Origin of the sequence: Sinomonas mesophila, from assembly GCF_001999765.1 — a bacterium.
Lineage (GTDB): Bacteria > Actinomycetota > Actinomycetes > Actinomycetales > Micrococcaceae > Sinomonas > Sinomonas mesophila.
In genome coordinates, this window is the sequence record NZ_KV908323.1 from 4,585 (window position 1) to 23,547 (window position 18,963).

General features: G+C 70.7%; 19 protein-coding genes. 8 read left to right on the top strand and 11 right to left on the bottom strand.

Translation table 11 applies throughout. The features are described from left to right. From BV907_RS01950 to BV907_RS01975, 6 genes are all read left to right on the top strand, one after another. A partial coding sequence (locus BV907_RS01950; protein WP_245827745.1) for a histidinol-phosphate transaminase occupies positions 1-922 on the top strand: 922 nt, incomplete at its 5' end. 10 nt (positions 923-932) lie between these two features. After that, positions 933-2,648 (top strand): thiamine pyrophosphate-binding protein, encoded by a 1,716-nt coding sequence (locus tag BV907_RS01955; RefSeq protein WP_077487986.1) that lies wholly within the window; start codon positions 933-935, stop codon positions 2,646-2,648. A 182-nt stretch (positions 2,649-2,830) separates the two neighbouring features. Further along, the gene (locus tag BV907_RS01960; RefSeq protein ID WP_175637329.1) at positions 2,831-4,537 is read left to right on the top strand and encodes an HNH endonuclease signature motif containing protein; all 1,707 of its coding nucleotides are present in this window, start codon (positions 2,831-2,833) and stop codon (positions 4,535-4,537) included. Between the two features lie 164 nt (positions 4,538-4,701). Next, positions 4,702-5,379: a dihydrofolate reductase family protein gene (locus tag BV907_RS01965; RefSeq protein ID WP_342745494.1), complete on the top strand. Its 678-nt coding sequence runs from the start codon at positions 4,702-4,704 to the stop codon at positions 5,377-5,379. Between the two features lie 2 nt (positions 5,380-5,381). Then, positions 5,382-5,963 carry a GNAT family N-acetyltransferase gene (locus BV907_RS01970; protein ID WP_077487988.1) on the top strand — a complete coding sequence of 194 codons (582 nt, stop codon included), beginning with the start codon at positions 5,382-5,384 and terminating at the stop codon, positions 5,961-5,963. A gap of 44 nt (positions 5,964-6,007) precedes the next feature. Next, positions 6,008-6,367, top strand: a complete 360-nt coding sequence (locus BV907_RS01975; protein ID WP_077488362.1) for a VOC family protein — start codon at positions 6,008-6,010, stop codon at positions 6,365-6,367. Positions 6,368-6,374: 7 nt separating this feature from the next. On the opposite strand, the gene dnaB is transcribed toward BV907_RS01975, so the two are convergent. After that, entirely contained in the window at positions 6,375-7,763 is a 1,389-nt protein-coding gene (dnaB, locus tag BV907_RS01980) for a replicative DNA helicase (protein WP_077487989.1), read from the bottom strand. A gap of 468 nt (positions 7,764-8,231) precedes the next feature. Here dnaB and BV907_RS19735 point away from each other — a divergent pair, with 468 nt between their 5' ends. Further along, complete coding sequence (locus tag BV907_RS19735) at positions 8,232-9,122, top strand: hypothetical protein (protein ID WP_077487990.1); 891 nt, start codon at positions 8,232-8,234, stop codon at positions 9,120-9,122. Here the strand turns inward: BV907_RS19735 and BV907_RS01990 are convergent. The 6 genes from BV907_RS01990 to rpsF form a co-directional block, all read right to left on the bottom strand. Then, positions 9,119-10,261 (bottom strand): dipeptidase, encoded by a 1,143-nt coding sequence (locus BV907_RS01990; RefSeq protein WP_139346561.1) that lies wholly within the window; start codon positions 10,259-10,261, stop codon positions 9,119-9,121. The genes BV907_RS19735 and BV907_RS01990 overlap by 4 nt on opposite strands. 35 nt (positions 10,262-10,296) lie before the next feature. Continuing rightward, positions 10,297-11,025 (bottom strand): CE1759 family FMN reductase, encoded by a 729-nt coding sequence (locus tag BV907_RS01995; protein ID WP_077487992.1) that lies wholly within the window; start codon positions 11,023-11,025, stop codon positions 10,297-10,299. A 191-nt stretch (positions 11,026-11,216) separates the two neighbouring features. Continuing rightward, positions 11,217-11,669 carry a 50S ribosomal protein L9 gene (gene rplI, locus BV907_RS02000; RefSeq protein WP_077487993.1) on the bottom strand — a complete coding sequence of 151 codons (453 nt, stop codon included), beginning with the start codon at positions 11,667-11,669 and terminating at the stop codon, positions 11,217-11,219. Between the two features lie 18 nt (positions 11,670-11,687). Next, positions 11,688-11,927, bottom strand: coding sequence for a 30S ribosomal protein S18 (rpsR, locus tag BV907_RS02005; RefSeq protein ID WP_026820365.1), 240 nt, complete (start codon positions 11,925-11,927; stop codon positions 11,688-11,690). 76 nt (positions 11,928-12,003) lie between these two features. After that, on the bottom strand, positions 12,004-12,615 hold the full coding sequence (locus BV907_RS02010; RefSeq protein WP_077487994.1) for a single-stranded DNA-binding protein: 612 nt from the start codon (positions 12,613-12,615) through the stop codon (positions 12,004-12,006). A 69-nt stretch (positions 12,616-12,684) separates the two neighbouring features. Beyond that, entirely contained in the window at positions 12,685-12,990 is a 306-nt protein-coding gene (gene rpsF, locus BV907_RS02015; RefSeq protein ID WP_077487995.1) for a 30S ribosomal protein S6, read from the bottom strand. Between the two features lie 198 nt (positions 12,991-13,188). Here rpsF and BV907_RS02020 point away from each other — a divergent pair, with 198 nt between their 5' ends. Continuing rightward, the gene (locus tag BV907_RS02020; RefSeq protein WP_245827746.1) at positions 13,189-13,848 is read left to right on the top strand and encodes a DUF1345 domain-containing protein; all 660 of its coding nucleotides are present in this window, start codon (positions 13,189-13,191) and stop codon (positions 13,846-13,848) included. 173 nt (positions 13,849-14,021) lie between these two features. Here BV907_RS02020 and BV907_RS02025 read toward each other — a convergent pair whose 3' ends face one another. The 4 genes from BV907_RS02025 to BV907_RS02040 all read right to left on the bottom strand — a co-directional run bounded on the left by BV907_RS02025 (position 14,022) and on the right by BV907_RS02040 (position 18,771). Beyond that, positions 14,022-14,402 (bottom strand): universal stress protein, encoded by a 381-nt coding sequence (locus tag BV907_RS02025; RefSeq protein WP_077487996.1) that lies wholly within the window; start codon positions 14,400-14,402, stop codon positions 14,022-14,024. Between the two features lie 44 nt (positions 14,403-14,446). Next, positions 14,447-16,426: a tripartite tricarboxylate transporter permease gene (locus BV907_RS02030; RefSeq protein WP_077487997.1), complete on the bottom strand. Its 1,980-nt coding sequence runs from the start codon at positions 16,424-16,426 to the stop codon at positions 14,447-14,449. A gap of 7 nt (positions 16,427-16,433) precedes the next feature. Further along, a complete protein-coding gene (locus tag BV907_RS02035; RefSeq protein WP_077488365.1) occupies positions 16,434-17,618 on the bottom strand; it encodes a type 2 periplasmic-binding domain-containing protein in 1,185 nt (394 codons plus the stop codon). A gap of 73 nt (positions 17,619-17,691) precedes the next feature. Beyond that, a complete protein-coding gene (locus tag BV907_RS02040; protein ID WP_077487998.1) occupies positions 17,692-18,771 on the bottom strand; it encodes a PrpF domain-containing protein in 1,080 nt (359 codons plus the stop codon). Positions 18,772-18,963: the final 192 nt, after the last annotated feature.

Here is an 18,963-nt window from a genome sequence, read left to right on the forward strand (position 1 = left end):
CCTCCACCGCTACCCCGCCATCGCGGCGGAGCAGCTCAAGGAGGCCCTCGCGCTCCGGTGGGGCGTCGGCGTCGAGAACATCGGGCTCGGGGCGGGGTCGGTCGAGGTGGCCTCGCAGCTCATCCACGCGGCCACCGACCCGGGGGACGGCGTGATGTTCGCGTGGCGCTCCTTCGAGGCGTACCCGATCCTGTCCACGGTGGCCGGGGCAGTCCCGCAGCCGGTCCCCCTCACGGCCGACGGCGGCCACGACCTGGCCGCGATGGCCGCCGCGATCACGCCCCGGACCCGGGTCGTCTTCCTCTGCAACCCCAACAACCCCACGGGGACGGTGCTCACGGCCTCCGCCGTCGACGACTTCCTGGAGAAGGTACCCTCGCATGTCCTCGTCGTCATCGACGAGGCCTACGTGCACTTCAACCGGCACCCGGACACCGCCATTGGCATGGAGCTGTTCCGCAGGTACCCCAACGTCGCCGTCCTTCACACCTTCTCCAAGGCGTACGGGCTGGCCGGCCTGCGCCTCGGGTACGCCGTCGGTCCCCGCCAGCTGATCGAGACCCTGGGGAAGGTCGCGGTCCCCTTTGCCGTCACGGCGCTGGCCCAGGCGGCGGGCATCGCCTCCCTCGAGGCCGAGGACGAGCTGCGCGAGCGCATCGATGCCCTCGTCGCCGAGCGCCGCCGCGTCTTCGCGGGGATGCTCGACGCCGGCCTGCCGGTCCTGCCGTCCGAGGCCAACTTCCTCTGGCTGGCCGCGGGCGCCGACACGGAGCGCCTCGCCCGGCTCTTCGAGGACAGCGCCCTCTCCGTCCGGGCCTTCCCGGGCGAGGGCCTGCGCATCTCGCTCGGCACCCCCGAGGCCAACGACCGCGTCCTCAGCACCGCCCGCACCGCGGCCTCCCTCCTCGCCCCACAGCACTGAAGGGCCCCTCATGACCACGACCGTCTCGACGACCTCTGTCTCCCCCGCTGTCACTGTCTCCTCCCCTGTCACTGTCTCCACGGCTGTCGCTCAGGTCATCGCCGAGCGCGCAGGCCACCTGTTCGGCCTGATGGGCAACGGCAACGCCCACATGATCAGCCACTTGACCTACGCGGGCTTCCCGTTCACCTCTGCCCGGCACGAGGCCGCGACCGTGACGATGGCCGACGCGTGGCACCGCGCCACCGGCCGGATCGCGGCGGCGACGACGACGTATGGCGCGGGATTCACGAACACCTACACGGCCCTGGCCGAGGCGAGACTGGCCCGCATCCCGCTCGTCCTGGTGGTCGGCGATGCCCCCACGACCGGGCCCCGCCCGTTCGACATCGACCAGGCCGGCGCGGCCGCCGCCGTCGGCGTGACGACCCTCGTCGCGACCCCGGAGAACGCCACGGCCATGGCGCACCGCGCCTTCGACCTCGCCGCCCAGACCGTCCAGCCGGTCGTGCTCGCGATCCCCTACGACGTCGGGAACTCGCCATTGGCCGGGCCCGCGGGGCAGGTGCCTCTCGAGCCGCTGCCCATCAAGCCCGTCTGGCACGCCGACCCCGCCGAGCTCGACCGGGTCGCCGAGCTGCTGGCCTCGGCCCAGCGGCCGCTCGTGCTCGCCGGGCGCGGGGTCGTCCTGGCCGACGCCGCCGCCCCACTCAAGGAGCTCGGCGACCGGCTCGGCGCCCTGTACATGACCTCGGTCATGGCCGTCGGCGTCGTCGACTCCCCGTGGGACCTGGGCGTGGCCGGCGGGTTCACCCGCACCCACCGGCTCGAGCTCGCCCGGCAGGCCGACGTCGTCCTCGTCGCCGGCGCGTCCCTGAACGCCTTCCAGTGGCGCTACGGGACCCTCTTCGCCGAGGGCACCCGCGTCATCCGGATCGACAACGAGCCCGAGGCCGACCTCGCCCACCCCCAGGTCACCGACTACCTCCACGCCGACCTCGCCCCTGCCCTGCAGGGACTCGCCGGACGCATCCCCGCCGCCGACCAGGCCGGGACGTGGCGGGCCGCGGTTCCCGAGGTGGCCGGGGAGGCGTTCCGCTCCGCCGACCCCGTCGAGGACCCGGCCGAGTTCGGCCCCGACGGCCGGCTCAACCCGCGCGCCGTCGTCGCCGCCCTCGAGCGCATCCTGCCCGCGGAGCGCTCCGTGGTGATGGACGGCGGGCACTTCATCGGCTGGGCGCCGATGTACCTCTCCGTGCCCGATCCCCGGGCCATGGTCCTCGTCGGCACCGCGTTCCAGTCCATCGGGCTCGGCTTCGGCTCGGCCGCCGGGGTCTCCACCGCCCGCCCGGACCGGACCACTGTGCTCGTCACCGGCGACGGCGGCGGGCTCATGGGCCTTGCCGACCTCGAGACGTTCCTGCGCGCGACCCGGCGGGGCGTCATCCTCGTGCTCAACGACTCCGCCTACGGCGCCGAACTGCACCAGTACGCCTCCAAGGGCCTGGACCCGACGGCGATGCTCATCGGCGAGGTCGACTTCGCCGCTCTCGGCCGGGCCCTTGGCGCGCACGGGGCCAAGGCCCGCACCCTCGCCGACCTCGCCGCACTCGAGGAGTGGCTCGCCACGGGCGAGGACGGCGTGTTCGTGCTCGACGTCGCCATCTCGCAGAAGGTCGTCGCCGAGTTCATGGCCGCGTCCCTCGACGCCGGAAAGCGGCTCTAGCCACACAGGTCACACGGCTGGGGCGGCGGCGGCGCCCCGCTCTCTGGCCTCCGCAGAGAATTGTCGGAGGTGCATGCGATCATCGGTCCATGGCAGGGGAACATGGATTCGATGAAGAGGTCACCGGCGAGACCGGTGGCGCCCCCCATCCATCACGGCCTGCCCCTAGGTGGGAGCTCGACGTGGCCGAGCCCGAGGACTGGGGGTATCTGGAAGCCGACTGCGTTGACCTGAGCCCCGAGGAGCTCGGGGTCGTGGACCCGATGAGCCCGGAGGAGTTCGCCTACCTCTGTTCCCCCGACGTGCGGTGGATCGAGGCTCCGCGGTTCGACCCGGCACAGTTCGACCCGCTCCCGGGCATGCCCAGGACGACGGCGGACGGCGGCTGCCGCTGCGGCTGCACCTGCGGGCAGGCAACCGAGGCAGCCGCAACCGCGCCCGACTCCACGTCAGGTCCTGGAGCCGCTCCCGCGCCTGATCCCGAGTCCGATGCCGGGCCGAGGTCAGCATCCGATCCAGCGTCCGTGCCCGCGGCCGATCCCGGGGCTGACCCGTCCGGGGAGCCGCCCTCGCCTGAGGCGGCGATGGCGCAGATCCGGCTCGAGCGCGCCGCGGAGGTCCTGGACGCCCTCGAGGCCAACGGGGCCGACCAGGCCCGCCTCGACGCCAACAGGATCTTCCTCCTCGCCGCGCTCGCCCGCGCCGAGGGCTCCTCCAGCGAGGCCCCCGTGGACCGGCTGGACGCCCCCGCCGTGGCCGCCGCCGAGGCCGCCGCGGGCCTCAAGCTCGCCCAGCGCACCACCCGGGCCATGGTCGAGGAGGCCCTCGCCCCGACCCACCCCTCCATGGCCCCCGTCCTGGCCGCCATGCGCGCCGGCCGGCTCACCCGGCGCCGGGCCGCGGTCATCCTCGACGCAGCCATCCCCATCCCGGCCGCCCGCCTCGAGGAGTTCGCCACCGCCGCCGCGGGAATCGCCGCCCCCGAGGACCCCGACCTGACCCCCACCCCCGGCGCCCTCGGCCGGCGGCTGCACCGCCTCGCCGAGGACTACGCCGACACGCCCCTGGCCGTGCGCAAGGCCAAGGCCCTCGCCGACCGCCGCGTGGACATCACCCCCTGCGGGGACGGCATGGCCCACCTCACCGCCCTCATCCCGCTCGAGACCGGCGCCCTCATCGACACCCGACTGACCGCGATCGCCCGCTCCCTCCAAACCCCCGACGAGGCCCGCACGGTCAACCAGCTGCGCGCCGACGCCCTCACCGACCTCCTCCTCGCCACCGGGACCAGCTCGGCCGGGGGCCCGATCGCGGGCGTGCGGACCGAACTCGTGGTCACCGTCCCCGCTGCGACCCTCGCCGGCACCAGTGACACCCCCGGGGAGATCCTCGGCTACGGGCTCATCGACTCCGAGGCCGCCCGGCGGCTCGCCGCGCAGACGAAGTTCTGGACCCGGCTCGTCGTCCACCCCCTCACCGGGGCCCCGCTGGCCATCGAGCGCACCCGCTACGCCCCCACCGCCGCCATGCGCCGCTTCCTCACCATCCGCGACGCAACCTGCACCTTCCCCGCCTGCGACAAGCCAGGCCCCGCCACCGAGGCCGACCATACCCACGCATGGTCCCAGGGCGGTGAGACCGACATCGGAAACCTCGCCCTCCTCTGCCGCGAACACCACCGCCAGAAGACCCTCGGCTACTGGAAAGTCCGCCAGATCGGCAGCAAACAAGGAACAGAGCACAAGAGCGGGCAGGACTCCTCTAACAGCCCAGGCACCCCACCGCCCAAGACACCAGACAGTCCCCCTCCGGGCACCCTCGAATGGACCGCGCCCTCCGGCCGCAAGCACATCACCTACCCCCACACCGACCCACCCCCACCCTTCTGACCCGACTCGTGCGAGCCCCGTGACCCTAGGTGTCACCGCCGCAGACCCGACGGCTGAACATGACCATGCCCTTGCCGCGCTGCATCCACGCGGCTAAACCCCGACGGCGGGAGGCAGCACGCGACGGCCGCTCCCGCCGTCGTCCGCCAGACGCCTCAGGCGCCATGACCGTGCGCCTCGGCGTCAACCTCAAGGGCCTCGGCCTTGTCCTCGGCAGGGGTGTGTTCGTGCGGGCCGACCGGCCCGCGCTGCTTCCGATGCACGCGGCGCCGTGGTGCCCGCCACAGGAGCGGGGCATACTGGCGCCCATGGCCACTCAGTTCTACACCGCCTCCAGCATCGATGGGTTCATCGCCGACCCCGAGCACTCGCTGTCGTGGCTATTGACCCGCGACATCGATGGCCGGGGGCCAATGAACTACAACGCGTTCATCGCCGAGGTCGGGGCGATTGCCATGGGGGCCAACACCTACCGCTGGATCCTCGACCACCCCGAGGCCCTCGAGGACGGCCGCTGGCCCTACCGGCAGCCGACCTGGGTGTTCACCCACGGCGGGGTCCCGACCGTCGACGGCGACATCCGGGTCACGTCGGCCCCCGTCGCCGAGGTGCACGGTGAGATGATCCAGGCGGCGGGTGGGCGCAACCTGTGGGTCGTGGGTGGCGGGGGCCTCGCGGGACAGTTCGCCGACTCGGGCCTGCTCGACGAGATCTGGGTCCAGTACGCCCCGGTCGCTCTCGGCTCCGGCGCGCCCTTGCTGCCGCGCCGCCTCGAGCTCCGGCTCGAGGACGTCGCCCGGAACCGCGACTTCGCGTGCGCGCGTTATACGGTGGTGCACTGAACATGCCGATCGAGGTCCTGCCCGCCACGGCCGAGCGGTTCGACGACGTCGCGACGGTGCTCGGGCCGAAGAACCCAGACTCGAACGTCTGCTGGTGCCTGAGCCACCGGGTCGACTCGCGTCTGAACCGCTCCCTCGTGGGCCGCGAACGCGGCGAGTACGTCCGGAAGCTGTGCGGGCGGGACCTGCCGCCCGGCGTCCTGGCCTACCTCGATGGCGAGGTGTGCGGCTGGGCCGGCGTCGCGCCCCGCTCCGAGCTCCACCCCTTCGAGCACTCAACCAAGATCCCGCATCTCGACGATCTGCCCGTGTGGAGCATCTGGTGCCTCCGGGTCCGGGCCGGCTATCGCAAGAAGGGCATCGCCCAGGCCCTCGTCGACGGGGCCGTCGAGTTCGCCCGTTCCCGCGGCGCCCCCGCCGTCGAGGGCTACCCCGTGGACAACCGGGGCGAGCGCGTCGACCTCACGATGGCCTATGTCGGCACCCGGGCCATGTTCGAGCGGGCCGGGTTCTGGAAGGCCGCGGACACAGGCTCGGTCTCCGCGGGCTTCCCCCGCGTGCTCATGCGCCTCCAACTCGGCTGAGCCAAGGGACCCCATCCGCCCGCTTCCCCCGCTAGCGTGTGCCCATGGCCATCGCACGCTCGCCCATCACCGTCATCGACTGCCCCGATGCGCCAGCCCTCGCAGCCTTCTACTCGGCGCTGCTGGGCTGGACCGTGGAGGAATCCTCGGCCGAGTGGGCCCAGATCCGCGCCGAGTCCGGCCAGGCCCTCGCGTTCCAGGGCGTGCAGGGCTACCACGCGCCGGAATGGCCGGGGCAGGAGGTACCCCAGCAGATGCACCTCGACGTCAGCGTCGACGACCTCGACGCGGGCGAGGAGGCCGTCCTGGACCTCGGGGCCAGGAAGCACGAGCATCAGCCCGGGACGACCTTCCGGGTGTTCCTTGACCCGGCCGGGCACCCCTTCTGCCTCTGCCTCGACTGAGGCGGTCCTAGAACCCGCCGCCCTCTCCGCCAGCGTCGGCCGCCATGTTGGCGAAACGCGAGTAGTGGCCCTGGAACGCCACGACGATGTCCTTGGTCGGGCCGTTGCGATGCTTGGCCACGAGGATGTCCGCCTCGCCAGCGCGCGGGGACTCCTTGTTGTAGACGTCCTCGCGGTGGAGCAGGATCACCATGTCGGCGTCCTGCTCGATCGAACCCGACTCGCGGAGGTCCGAGACCATGGGGCGCTTGTCCTGGCGTTGCTCAGAGCCGCGGTTGAGCTGCGACAGGGCGATGACCGGTACCTGGAGCTCCTTGGCGAGGAGCTTGAGGGCGCGAGAGAACTCCGAGACCTCCTGCTGCCGGCTCTCGACCTTCTTGCCGCTCGTCATGAGCTGGAGGTAGTCGAGGACGACGAGCTTGAGGTCGTGCTGCTGCTTGAGCCGGCGGCACTTGGCCCGGATCTCCATGAGCGACATGTTGGGCGAGTCGTCGATGAACAGGGGCGACTCGTTGAGCGGGCCGAGGACCGAGGCGATCTTGGACCACTGCTCGTCGCGCAGCGTCCCGCGGCGGAGGTCTTGGAGCTGGATCGAGGCCTCCGCGCTCATGAGGCGCATCGCGATCTCGTTGCGCCCCATCTCGAGGGAGAAGAAGACGGTGGCCATCTTGTGCTTGATCGCGGCCGAGCGGGCGAAGTCGAGCGCGAAGGTCGACTTGCCGACGGCGGGACGCGCGGCGATGACGATCATCTGGCCCGGGTGCAGGCCGTGGGTGAGCTCGTCGAGCTCGTAGAAGCCCGTCGGGACACCGGTCATCCCGCCGCCGCGGTGCCCGGCCGCCTCGATCTCGTCCATCGCGGACTCCATGACCTGCGAGAGCGGGACGTAGTCCTCGGAGGTGCGGCGCTCTGCCACGGCGTAGACCTCGGCCTGGGCCTGGTTCACGAGGTCCTCGACCTCGCCGTCCTGCCCGTAGCCGAGTTGGACGATCTTGGTGCCCGCCCCGACGAGCCTGCGCAGGACGGCGCGCTCGGCCACGATCTCGGCGTAGTAGCCGGCGTTGGCGGCCGTGGGGACGGACTGGATGAGCTCGTGGAGGTACGCCGGCCCGCCGACGCGGTTGATCTCGCCGCGCTTGGTCAGCTCGTCCGAGACCGTCACGGCGTCAGCCGGCTCGCCGCGGCCGTAGAGGTCGATAATCGCCTCGTAGATGGCCTCGTGGGCGGGGCGGTAGAAGTCGACGCCGCGCACGACCTCGACGACGTCCGCGATGGCGTCCTTGGAGAGCATCATGCCGCCGAGCACGGACTGCTCCGCCGCGATGTCCTGGGGTGGGGTCCGCGCCGCGTCCGCGTCGCGGTAGGCCGGCGGGGATTCGACGGATGATGCGGACACCGGAACACCTCGGTCATTAGCTTTGGCCCAGAGTGCCGCTGCACGCGCGGGCGCTCCGGAGGGGTTGCCAGCAACGTTAACGGTGCTCACCGACAGCCGTGAAGCCGCGTTTTCACCACCCCTGTGGAAAAGGTGTGGAAGAGCGGCCCTTCGTTGTTCGCATCCCCTGTGGATAAGTGTGGATAACTTCTCGATGGCTCGCATAAGTGGCCTTTGACGTGGGAAAACTCCATCGACAGCGTGTGGATCAAAGTTTTTTGTCCACAGCGGCAATCCACAGCGCAGACGGGCGGAGTTCTGCTCACATATGTGTTTTCAGCCACGCGCCGGGAAAATATGTGGTGTTCGTCACGTTTCTGGTCCATGCTCCTCGAGGCCCATGTTCTCCGTGGCATATAGGCGGCTCTCGAGGGGGTCAGGGACTAGGCTTGAAGTGCCCGTCCCGCAACCCTGAGAAGCCCGCCTCCCATGGAAAACCTCCTGCCGCCCCTGGCCATCCTCCTCGTGGTCGCCGCCGCCGTCCTCGTGATCCGCGCCGGGGTCCGCCGCAGCCGCGCGTCCCTCGGCGACGCCCTCTCGGACGGCCCCGAGGCCGCCGCGGCGGCCGCGGCCCGCCTCACTGAGGCCCAGCACCGCTCCATCTACTCGCTCATCGCGAGAGGCCAGACGGTCCAGGCCATCGCCGCCTACCGAGAGGCGACCCACGTGCGCCTTGTCGAGGCGCGCAACGCCGTGCTCCTCCTGGACCGCTATCCCCAGCCGTACCGCGGCGGGCAGGCCGCGCCCGCGGCCCCGCCGACGTCTGCCGAGCCCGGGAGGCCCGGAAAGCCCGTGTCCGAGAAGCCCGCCCCCGGCCGGCCGGCCGGCGAGGAGCCCGCCCCCACGGGATCCGCCCCCCAGGAGCCCACGCGCCCCCAGACTGGGGGGACCGAGCCCGCCCCCATGGAGCCCACCCAGACCGCAGGCCCCGACGCCCGCTCCCACCGCGACGCCGCGGACGCCCCGGTGGCGGGCCGAGCTCCCGAGGTGCCCCGGACGCCCGAGCAGCCGCCCGCCGTCGTGCGCCCCGAGAACGGCCCCGAGAACGCCGTACACCCCACGAAGGCGACGGAGCCCCCGGCCAAGGCCACGGCCGATTCCGGCGAGGGCCGCCCCCAGCGCTTCCCGTACCGCTACCGCGCGATCGTGAGCAACGGGCGGCAGACGCTCGAGGTCGCCAGCAACATGCTCAACGACCAGATCTACTCCGAGATCAAGGAGCTCGCGCACATCGGAGACACCGAGGACGCCGCGCAGATGCTGTGCCGGCACTCCGACATCAGCATCGAGGATGCGCGCGCGTTCGTCGCGCTGCTCTAGGAGTCGGCCGCCTCGAGGACGCGCATGGCGTTGGCCCACGAGAGCGCGTCCAGGTCCGCTCGTGACCAGCCGCGGTCGGCGAGGGACTCGAGGAGGGGCGCGTAGCCGGCCACGCCGTCCATGCCGACGGGGAGGTCCGGGGTGCCGTCGAAGTCGCCGCCGAGCCCGAGGTGGCGCGGCCCGACAACCTCGCGGGCGTGCTCAAGGTGGCGCACGACGTCGTCGACCGTCGCCGCGGGCGCGGGGTGGGCGGCCTGCCAGGCCGCGAACTCCGAGGCCGCATGGGGGTCCTCGTCGGGGGCGGTGTCGTGGAAGCCGACCGGCAGGCCCAGCTCGCGGCGCTTCTCGCGCAGGTCCCAGGCATAGGCGCGGCAGGCCTCGGAGAGGAACTTGGGCACGAATGTCACCATGAGCACGCCGCCGTTGTCGGGCAGCCGCTCGAGGACGCCGTCGGGGACGTTGCGCGGGTGACCGCAGACGGCGCGGGCCGAAGAGTGCGAGAAGAGCACGGGCGCTGAGGTCGCGTCGAGGGCATCATGCATCGTTCGCTCGGAGACGTGGGAGAGGTCCACGATCATGCCGATCCTGTTCATCTCCGCCACGACCTCGCGGCCGAACGCGGTGAGCCCGAAGTCCTCGCCCGCCTCACGCGCCGCGCCCGTGGCCGAGCAGGCCCACGAGATGTCGTCATTGTGGGTGAGCGTCAGGTAGCGCACGCCGAGCTGGCGCATCGCGCGCAGCGTCCCGAGGGAGCCCGCGATGCTGTGGCCGCCCTCCATGCCGAGGAGGGACGCGATCCGGCCGCGTGACGCGCTCGCCCGGACGTCGGCGGCCGTCTCGGCGAGCTCGAACACGTCCGGGTGGGTGGACGCGAGACGGTGGACGCAGTCGATCTGCTCCAGGGTGGCGACCACGGAGTGCTCGGGGCTCAGCGTCGAGGGCACGAAGACGGACCAGAACTGGGCCCCCACGCGCCCGGCCTTGAGCCGCGGGATGTCGGTGTGGAGGCGGGGCTGCGGCGCATCGAGCGCGGCGGCGGCGATGTCGTAGCCGAAGTCCTGCCGCAGAGCCCAGGGCAGGTCATTGTGGCCGTCGAAGACCGGTGCCGGCGATGCGAAGTCCTCCGCGGGGTCGTCCATGCCCGCCATCGTACGCGGGAGCGGCGGCCGGACCGTCAGCGGCTCCCGGTCAGATCCGCGAGGATGTCCTCGAAGGACTTGTCCTCGGGGCGGGTGGCGACGGCGGGGCGGGTGGCGAGGGCGGGGCGGCGGGTCCCCTCGCCCGAACGCTCGCCCGACCCCGCGTGCGCGCCCGCGCCCGACCCCTCGTCCGCGCCCGCGTGCGCCGGGGCGGGGGCGAGCTCGGCCGCGAGCTCCGCAGCTGCCCGCTCGATCCGGGCCGAGAGGCCGCCATTGGCGCCCTCCGCCCCGTCCCGGCCCCAGTCCATGGGCGCGGCAAACACCGCCGTCGGGACGATCCGGGTGCGCAGGTAGGCGAAGAGCGGGCGCATCGCGACGTCCACCACCATGCTGTGGCGCTCGGAGCCGCCGGTCGCGCCGAGGAGGACCGGCTTGCCCTGGAGGGACTTCGGGTCCAGGACGTCGATGAAGGACTTGAAGAGGCCACTGTAGGAGGCGCTGAAGACAGGGCTCACGGCGATGATCGCGTCGGCGCGCTCGACGGCGTCGATCGCCTCCGCCAGCCGCGGCGCCGCGTACCCGGTGACGACGTTGTTGGCGATGTCCACGGCGAGGTCGCGCAGCTCGTAGACGGTCACGAGCGGCTCCAGGCCCGCCTCCCGGGCGCGGCGCTCAGCGGCCGCGGCGAGCTGGTCCGCGAGCAGCCGGCTGGAGGACGGCACCCCGAGGCCCGCGGAGATGACGACGATGCTGGTGGCTTCCATGGTTCCCTCGCTCTGTTCCCGGCCCCTCCCTGGGGAGGGTATATGCATTTGCATCTATCGCCTCAACGGAAGCGGCCCGCGTCGTATTCCCACCCGGCCGGCGGGGGCGGAGGCGGGGCGGGAAACGGAAGAGGACCCCCTCCTTGCGGAGGGGGTCCTCGTGTCCAACGGCCCTGAGGGGCCCGGCGGGACTACTTCGCGGCGACGACCTCGAGGGTCACGACCGCGGAGACCTCGTCGTGCAGGCGCACGGTGACCTCGTACTTGCCGGTGGTCTTGATGTGACCCGGCAGGATGACCTTGCGCTTGTCGATGGCGCCGAGGCCGGCGGCCTCGACAGCACCGGCAACGGCCTCGGCGCGGACGGTGCCGAAGAGGCGACCCTCCTTGCCGGCCTTCACCTCGAGGCGCACGGGCGCCTGGGCGAGGGAAGCGGCCTGGGCCTGGGCGGCCTCGAGCGTCTTGTGCTCGCGCGCCTCGCGGGCGGAGCGGATCTGCTCGACCTGCTTCTCGCCACCCTTGGTCCAGGTGAGCGCGAAGCCGCGCGGCAGCAGGTAGTTGCGCGCGTAGCCGTTCTTGACCTCGACAACGTCACCGGCGGTGCCGAGACCGGACACCTCGTGAGTCAGGATGAGCTTTGCCATGATCTATCGCTTCCCTTCTCAGCCGCGGCCAGCGCCGGAGTAGGGCAGCAGAGCGACCTCGCGGGCGTTCTTGATCGCCTGGGCGATCTTGCGCTGCTCCTGGACGGACACGCCGGTCACCCGACGGGCGCGGATCTTGCCGCGGTCCGAGATGAACTTGCGCAGCAGGGCGACGTCCTTGTAGTCGATGACAGTGATGTCAGCGGCCTTCAAGGGGTTGGACTTTGGTTTCGGCTTGCGGATTTCAGCCTTGGCCATCGTGGAGCTCCTTAGAGTCGTGGAGCCCGTGGGCGGTGCCACGGGATGGTGTGTTGATGAGTAGAAGTCGATCGGCTCAGAACGGCGGTTCGGAGTCGGAGCCGTTGCCCCAGCCTCCGGAGCTGCTGACGCCCGGGGTCGCCCACGGGTCATCCTGCTGCTGGGCGCCGCCGCCCTGCTGCCAGCCGCCGGAGCCGCCGCCCTGGTTCTGGGAACCCTGGCCGCCTCCCCAGCTCCCGCCGGCGTTGCCGCCGCCGAACTGGCCGCCGCCACCACCGAAGTTGCCCCCGCCGCCGAAGTTCCCGCCACCCTGGCCGCCGGAGCGCTGGGTGCGGTTGACCTTGGCAGAGGCGTAGCGCAGGCTCGGGCCGATCTCGTCGACCTCGAGTTCGATGACGGTGCGCTTCTCGCCTTCCTTGGTTTCGTACGAACGGCTCTTCAGCCGGCCCGAGACGATCACGCGCATGCCCTTGGTCAGGGACTCGGCGACGTTCTCGGCGGCCTCGCGCCAGATCGATGCGCGGAGGAACAGGGTCTCCCCGTCCTTCCACTCGTTGGTCTGGCGGTCGAAGGTGCGCGGCGTGGAGGCCACGGTGAAGTTGGCGACGGCCGAACCCGACGGCGTGAACCGAAGTTCGGGATCGTTCGTCAGATTGCCGATGACCGTGATGGTCGTCTCGCCTGCCATGCTTCCTCCTGGTTCCGTGCCTGCGTACTGAACAGCGTTGTACTGGATTGCGAGGGAATCACGCCAAGACTACTTGGCGGAAACCTTCTGGTCCTCGGGGCGGATGATCTTCGTGCGGAGGATCGTCTCGTTGAGGTTGAGCTGACGGTCAAGCTCCTGGGCCGTGGCCGGCTCCGAGGTGAAGTTGACGACGGCGTAGATCGCCTCGTTCTTCTTCTTGATGTCGTAGGCGAGGCGGCGACGGCCCCAGATGTCCACCTTGTCGACGGTTCCACCGTCGGTGGTGATCACATTGAGGAACTTCTCCAGCGACGGCTGGACAGTGCGCTCGTCGACCTCCGGGTCAATGAGAACCATCAGTTCGTAAGGACGCATACGTGAACCCACCTCCTTCGGGCTAAGCGGTTGCGGTCTCTCCGCAACAGGAGGTTCAGTGCGTGTGCCCGCGCTCCCCGCCGACCCGAAGGACCGGCTTGGAACACAGACTGCACTATCTTACCGGACGCGCGGCACCGTCGGGACGCGCATGTGGACAACGCGCCGCTGCGCGCAGCTGTGGAGGAGGATAGCCCCATGAGCCCGGAGCAGGCAGCCCCCTCCGCCCGTGCGCGCACGGCCCGCACCCGCCTGACCGTGATGGCGGCCCTCGGCGCGGCCGGGTTCGCCGCCACCGGCCTTGCGGCGTCGTGGTGGTACGCCCCCGCCGTCGGCTGGGGCGTGGCCGCCCTCGTCTACGACGTCTGGGTGTGGTCCCGCATCGCCCCCATGGATGTCGGTCAGACGCGCGCCCACGCCCTCGAGGAGGACCCGAGCCGGCGCACTCGCGAGTTCCTCATCCTGTGCGCGAACGCGGCGGCGATCATCGCCGTCATCCTTGTCATGATCTCGGCGAGCGGCGAGGACAAGGCCGAGCGGGTTGTCCTCGCTCTCGTCGCGCTCCTGGTCGTCTCCGCGTCTTGGCTCCTGGTCCATACGCTCTTTACGCTGCGCTACACCGAGCTCTACTACACGGAACCCGAAGGGGGCATCGGTTTCAACCAAGAGGCGCCGCCGAGCTACACCGATATCGCCTACATGGCGTTCAGCCTCGGCATGACGTTCCAGGTCTCAGACACCGCCATCACGGACGCCGCCGTCCGCGCCGAGGCCCTCAAGCACAGCCTCCTCGCCTACGTGTTCTCCACCCTCGTGCTCGCAAGCACGGTCAACCTCGTGATCGGCGTCGCCGCCTAGGCCGGGACCTCGGGGGAAGCGGGCACCAAGAAGCGGGGCGCTTCTCGCGGCGCCCCGCTTCTGGCATGCAGCCGGCCCGGCTCCCGCGCCCGGCCGTCGGGCTTCCTGTTGCGAAGGGATGCGGGAGGGGTCGGCGCGCCACCGGTCCTGCCCGGCGGTCCTGGCAGGCGGCCCTAGAGGCCGTCGGTCCTCACCGAGAGCACCGGGCAGGTCGCCTCGAGGAGGATGCGCTGGACGGTGCTGCCGAGGATGAGCTTGCCCACCATGGAGCGGTGTCGGAGCCCGACGACGATCATGGTGGCACCCCTGTCCTGGGCGATCTGCACGACGGCGTCTCCGGGGTCCGCGAGCACCGAGGACTCCACGGTGAGAGCGAGACCGTTCTCGGCGAGCCGGGCCTCCACCTCCTTGAGCTCTTCCGGCTCAAGCTCGTGGTGCCCTCGGCTCACGTTCACGATGAGCAGGTCGGTCTTGCGCAGCAGGGCTTCGGCGATCCCTGCCTTCAGCGCCTCCCGCCCCTCGGGGGCGGGAGCGTAGGCCACGAGGATAGTCATGTGGGGGTTCTCCTCCAGTCTGTCGGGATCCGCGGGCTGCGGTCTCAGATGATGGTCTGCAGCCAGCCTTGCGGCAGGTCGATGGGCAGCAGGGATGGGAGGGCCAGGAGCGCGACGTACAGCACGAGCGTGTAGGCGACGGCGACCTTGGTCCGGGCCCTGGCGACGACAAGCAGGAAGGCGGGGATGAAGACGAGCACCGCGATGAGGTATCCGAATCCCGCCGTCAGGGCCAGGAAGCCCGTCATCCAGAGGAACGTCTTCAGGGCGAAGCCGGCATCGGGGGTCCACCCGGGGCTCGTACGTCGCGCCGCTCTCGCCTTCAGTGCCGTCCGGACTTCGATTCCGAGGAGGATGCCCGAGAAGATCAGGCCGGCGGCGCCGACGAGCTGGGGGACCAGCCGGGCCTCTGGGGAGAAGCCGGTGGAGGCGATGAGCGCGGCCGCGAAGGCCACCACGAACACCCCTGCGGCAGCGAGGGACCACGTAGAGTTCTTCAGCTCGCTCTCGTCGTCCTCCGGCCGCTCATCGCGGTGGCCATCGTCCAGATTGGTGCGACGGCGGGCCCTGATCCACTTCACAAGGGCCCAGAGGATGGGCAGGACGAGGATCGCGAGGAAGACGAGCACGCCGGGGCGGGCCATCCAGCCGAGCCCGTCGTAGAGGCTGTCGGTCAGGAAGTAATAGCGCTCGAGCGGGATGGCGAGGACGAAGCCGATGAGGAACGGCGCGCGCGGGAAGCCCGTCGTCTTCAGCAGCCACCCGAAGGCGCCCAGGATGATCATGACCCAGAGGTCGCCCAGCTGGCCGCCCTCCTGGAAGGAGCCCAGGAGCATGATCGCGACGAGCCCGGCGGCGAGGGCGGCGAAGGGGACCTTCGTCAGCCGCGCCAGCGGCTTGACACTCAGGAAGCAGAAGAGTGCGCCCAGGACGCTCGCGATGGCGAAGGACCACACGATGAGGTACATCAGGTCCAAGTGGTCGGTGATGATGGAGGGCCCCGGCTGGATGCCGTAGGTCAGCAGCATGCCCAGGAGCATGGCGGAGGGGACGCCGCCGGGGATTCCGAACAGGAGCGTGGGGATCAGGTCCCCGGCTTCGACGGAGTTGTTGGCGCTCTCGGGACCGACGATGCCGCGGGGATCACCCTTGCCGAACTGCCGCTTGTCCTTGGCCGTCGCGACCGCCTGCCCATAGGCGAGCCACGTGCCTGCCGTGGCACCCACTCCCGGGAGGACGCCGGCCCAGATGCCGATGAGCGCGCCCCGGATCACCTGGGTCCAGTGCGAGGCCCACTCCCTGATGCCACGCAGCCATCCGCCGCCGAGCGTGATGTTGGAGTGCTGGCCCTTCCGCTGGCTGGCGCGGGAGGCGATCTCGGCCAGTCCGAAGACGCCGAGCGCGACGGCGACGAGCGAGAGCCCGTCCCCCAGGAAGAGGCTGCCGAACGTGAAACGTTCTTCCGCGGTCGTGGGCGAGGTCCCGACCATGCCCAGGACAAGGCCCAGGAGGCCTGCCGAAACGCCCTTGATGATGTTGCCCCGCGAGAGGACGGCAGCGAGGGCGACGCCGAGGACGGTCAGCATGAACAGCTCGGGGCTCGCGAAGGAGAGCACGAGGGGGCGTGCGAGCGGAATGGCCAGGGTCAGGCCGACAGCGCCGATGATCCCGCCTGCCATGGAGGAGAGGAAGGCCAGGGTCATGGCTCTGGCCGCCTGGCCCTTCTTGGCCATGGAATACCCGTCCAGCATCGTCACGCTCGCCGAGGCGGAACCCGGCGCGCCCAGGAGCACGGCGGAGACCGTGTCGGAGGTATGGACGACGGCGAGGGCGCCGATGAGCAGGGCAAGGGCCTGGGCCGGCTCCATGCCGAAGGTGATGGGCAGGAGGATGGCGACGGCGCCGGTGCCGCCGAGCCCAGGGATGAGGCCCATGACGAGACCGGCGACGGTGCCGATCAGGAGCATCAGGAGCAGGGACGGATCAGCGAGTGATGCCAGCGCTGCCATGGCGGAGTCGAGCATGGGAGTCCTATTCCACGTGGATGTTGTACTTGGCTGCGAGCAGCTCGGAGATGTAGGCCCGGACGGAGCTGCTGACGCTGTACGCGTCCCGGACGCGGGCTGGCATTCCTGGGTCGGCCACGAGCGGGTAGCCGCCGAGCACCTTCGCCGCCTTCTCCTGGAAGCCCTTGTCGGCCCCGAGCTGCGCGCACGAGCTGCGCAGCAGGTCCACGGCCCTGGCCGGTGCGCCCTTCGGCACCCAGAGGCTCTTCTGGTAGGTGTACGTGAGGCCCAAGAGGGTCTTGTAGGCCTCGTACTTCTCCCCGGCCGGCTGTGCGCCGTGGAGCTGTTCGTAGGCCTCGGGGACGGTCGGGACGTCAGGGAAGTTGGGGTCACGGACGACCTGGCCCGCGTCGTCGAGCTGTCCGAAGGACATGAGCACCGTGGCCTTGCCCTCCTTGGCGATCCCCGCGACGGCAGGGCCGTACGACGACGTCGTCTGGTAGTCGATGTCGATCTCGCCCCGCTGCAGGGCCAGGTTCACTGGTCCCCTGCCCTCGAAGCCGAAGGTCGAGGTGACGTCAGCCTCCAGGAGGTCGAAGGCGACGAGCGTGGTGATGTCCAGACCTGTCGCGCTGATTCCGCCGAATTCCAAGGGCGCCGATCGGCCGACCAGGTCTTCGAGGCCCCGGACTCCGGCTTCGGTACGGGCGTAGATCACGCCGCCGGTGCCGTTGACGACGATGGGCTGAAGGTCATCGAACGAATACCGCACGGCGGAGCGGCCCAGCACCCACGGGACGACCGTCGATGCGGTTCCGACGAGCAGCTCGGTGCCATCCTCGCGTGCGGAGCGGGCAAAGCGGTTGGTGCCCGAGATGCCCTCTCCACCCGGTTCGTTGACCGGAGCAAAGCCCGGCCGCCCGGGGACACGGCTGACCAGCTCGGTGCCGATGAACCGGGCCCACGTGTCGGTGCCGCCTCCCGAGGCCAGGGGGATCAGGAACTCAAGGGTCTCGCCGCTGAAGTCCCCGTCCTCGGTGCTCGACGGCGGATTCAGGAGCCGGCCGCCGAAGACCGCCGTGACGGCGCCGAGCGCCGCGAATGAGGCGACCGCGGTGATCACGGTGCGGCGCGACGGCGCAGGCGGCTCTGCCGGCTCGGGGGCTACGTCTCCGGGGATCTGCCCCGGAGGTTCCAGGGATGACTTCATCGTCACAGCGGGTCCTTCGGTTGGGTCCGGCCGCTGACTTCGCGGCGAACCGGACACGGTTTAAGTGTGGCGGCTACCATGCCGCCGGGAGCAGGAGTTCTGCGTCGGCAATGCGCCGCGCGCTGCGCAGTGCACCCACGACGGGAACTCCGTCGCGGTCCTCGGCCCACGTCTCGATCAGGCCTGCGGGCGTCTGCATGGTCAGCCCCGACGAAGGGTCCCCCGTGATGAGGTTCCGAACGAGGGTCCCTTCGTGCTGGGCCGCCATGGTGAGGGCGACGCTGCCGGTGATCGCCAGCGCGGGATGGAGCCGGCCCATCGACAGCATGCGGACGGCGAGGTCTGCTCCGCTGCCGTCCGCGGACCGGGCGACGATCGCCAGCTTGGGGACCGCACGCTCGGCCTCGGCACGGGTCGGTGCCAGGCCCATGAGGACCGCTGCATCCCGCCGCACGTCGTCCAGGTGGACGAGCAGCTCGAGCCGGCTGTCGATCTCGGCGGCCGTCTCCTGGCCGGTCAGGCCGAGGTCCGCGGCGTCGAGGATGACGACGGGCGCACCGGCGTCGATGAGCGTCGCCTGCACCTGCCGGCCGTCGAAGGCCAGCTTGTCGACGTGCTCCCCCGTGGGGAACAGCCTGCCGGTGGTCCGCCCGGCGGGATCGAGGAAGCCCATGCCCACGGGCAGGCCTGGGAAGGGGACGCCGGGGATCATCTGGGTGCCGTTCTCCGGCAGGCGGCCTCCCGGCGTGGGCACCTTCTGGAGGATCAGCTGCCCGGTGTTGGTGTTCAGAGTCCTCACCGAGGTGGACTCCGTGCCCGCGGGGACCCAGCCCCGGGCGATGGCATAGGGGGCCACGACGGCGGAGCAGTTGCCGCAGTTGCTGCCCCAGTCCACACGCTGCTCGTCGATGCCGACCTGGGCGAACGTGTAGTCGACGTCCGCGTCGTCGGACGAGGACGGCGCGAGGATGACAGCCTTACTCGTCGTGGAGGTCCCCCCGCCCACGCCGTCGATCTGCCGGTTGTCCGGGCTGCCGAAGAGGCGGAGCAGGACCTCGTCGATGTCCTTGCCCGGCACCTCGAGGCTGTCCCACTCGAACACCCAGCACTTGCTGGTGCCTCCGCGCATCCATGTCGCAGGGATCTTGTGCATCTTGGTTCTTCTCCTGAAGCCTGTCCCGGGGAGGCGTTTCGGCGCCGTCCGGCTGCATTCAGTGTTGCCCTGGGAAGAGTGAATTACCATCACAGATATCTGAAGCCCTGTGCACTTCTACTTCAATCGTGGTCGGCTTCAGCCGTGCGGAACCCCGGTCGACGTCGTCACCAACGATCCATGTGGTCCCCT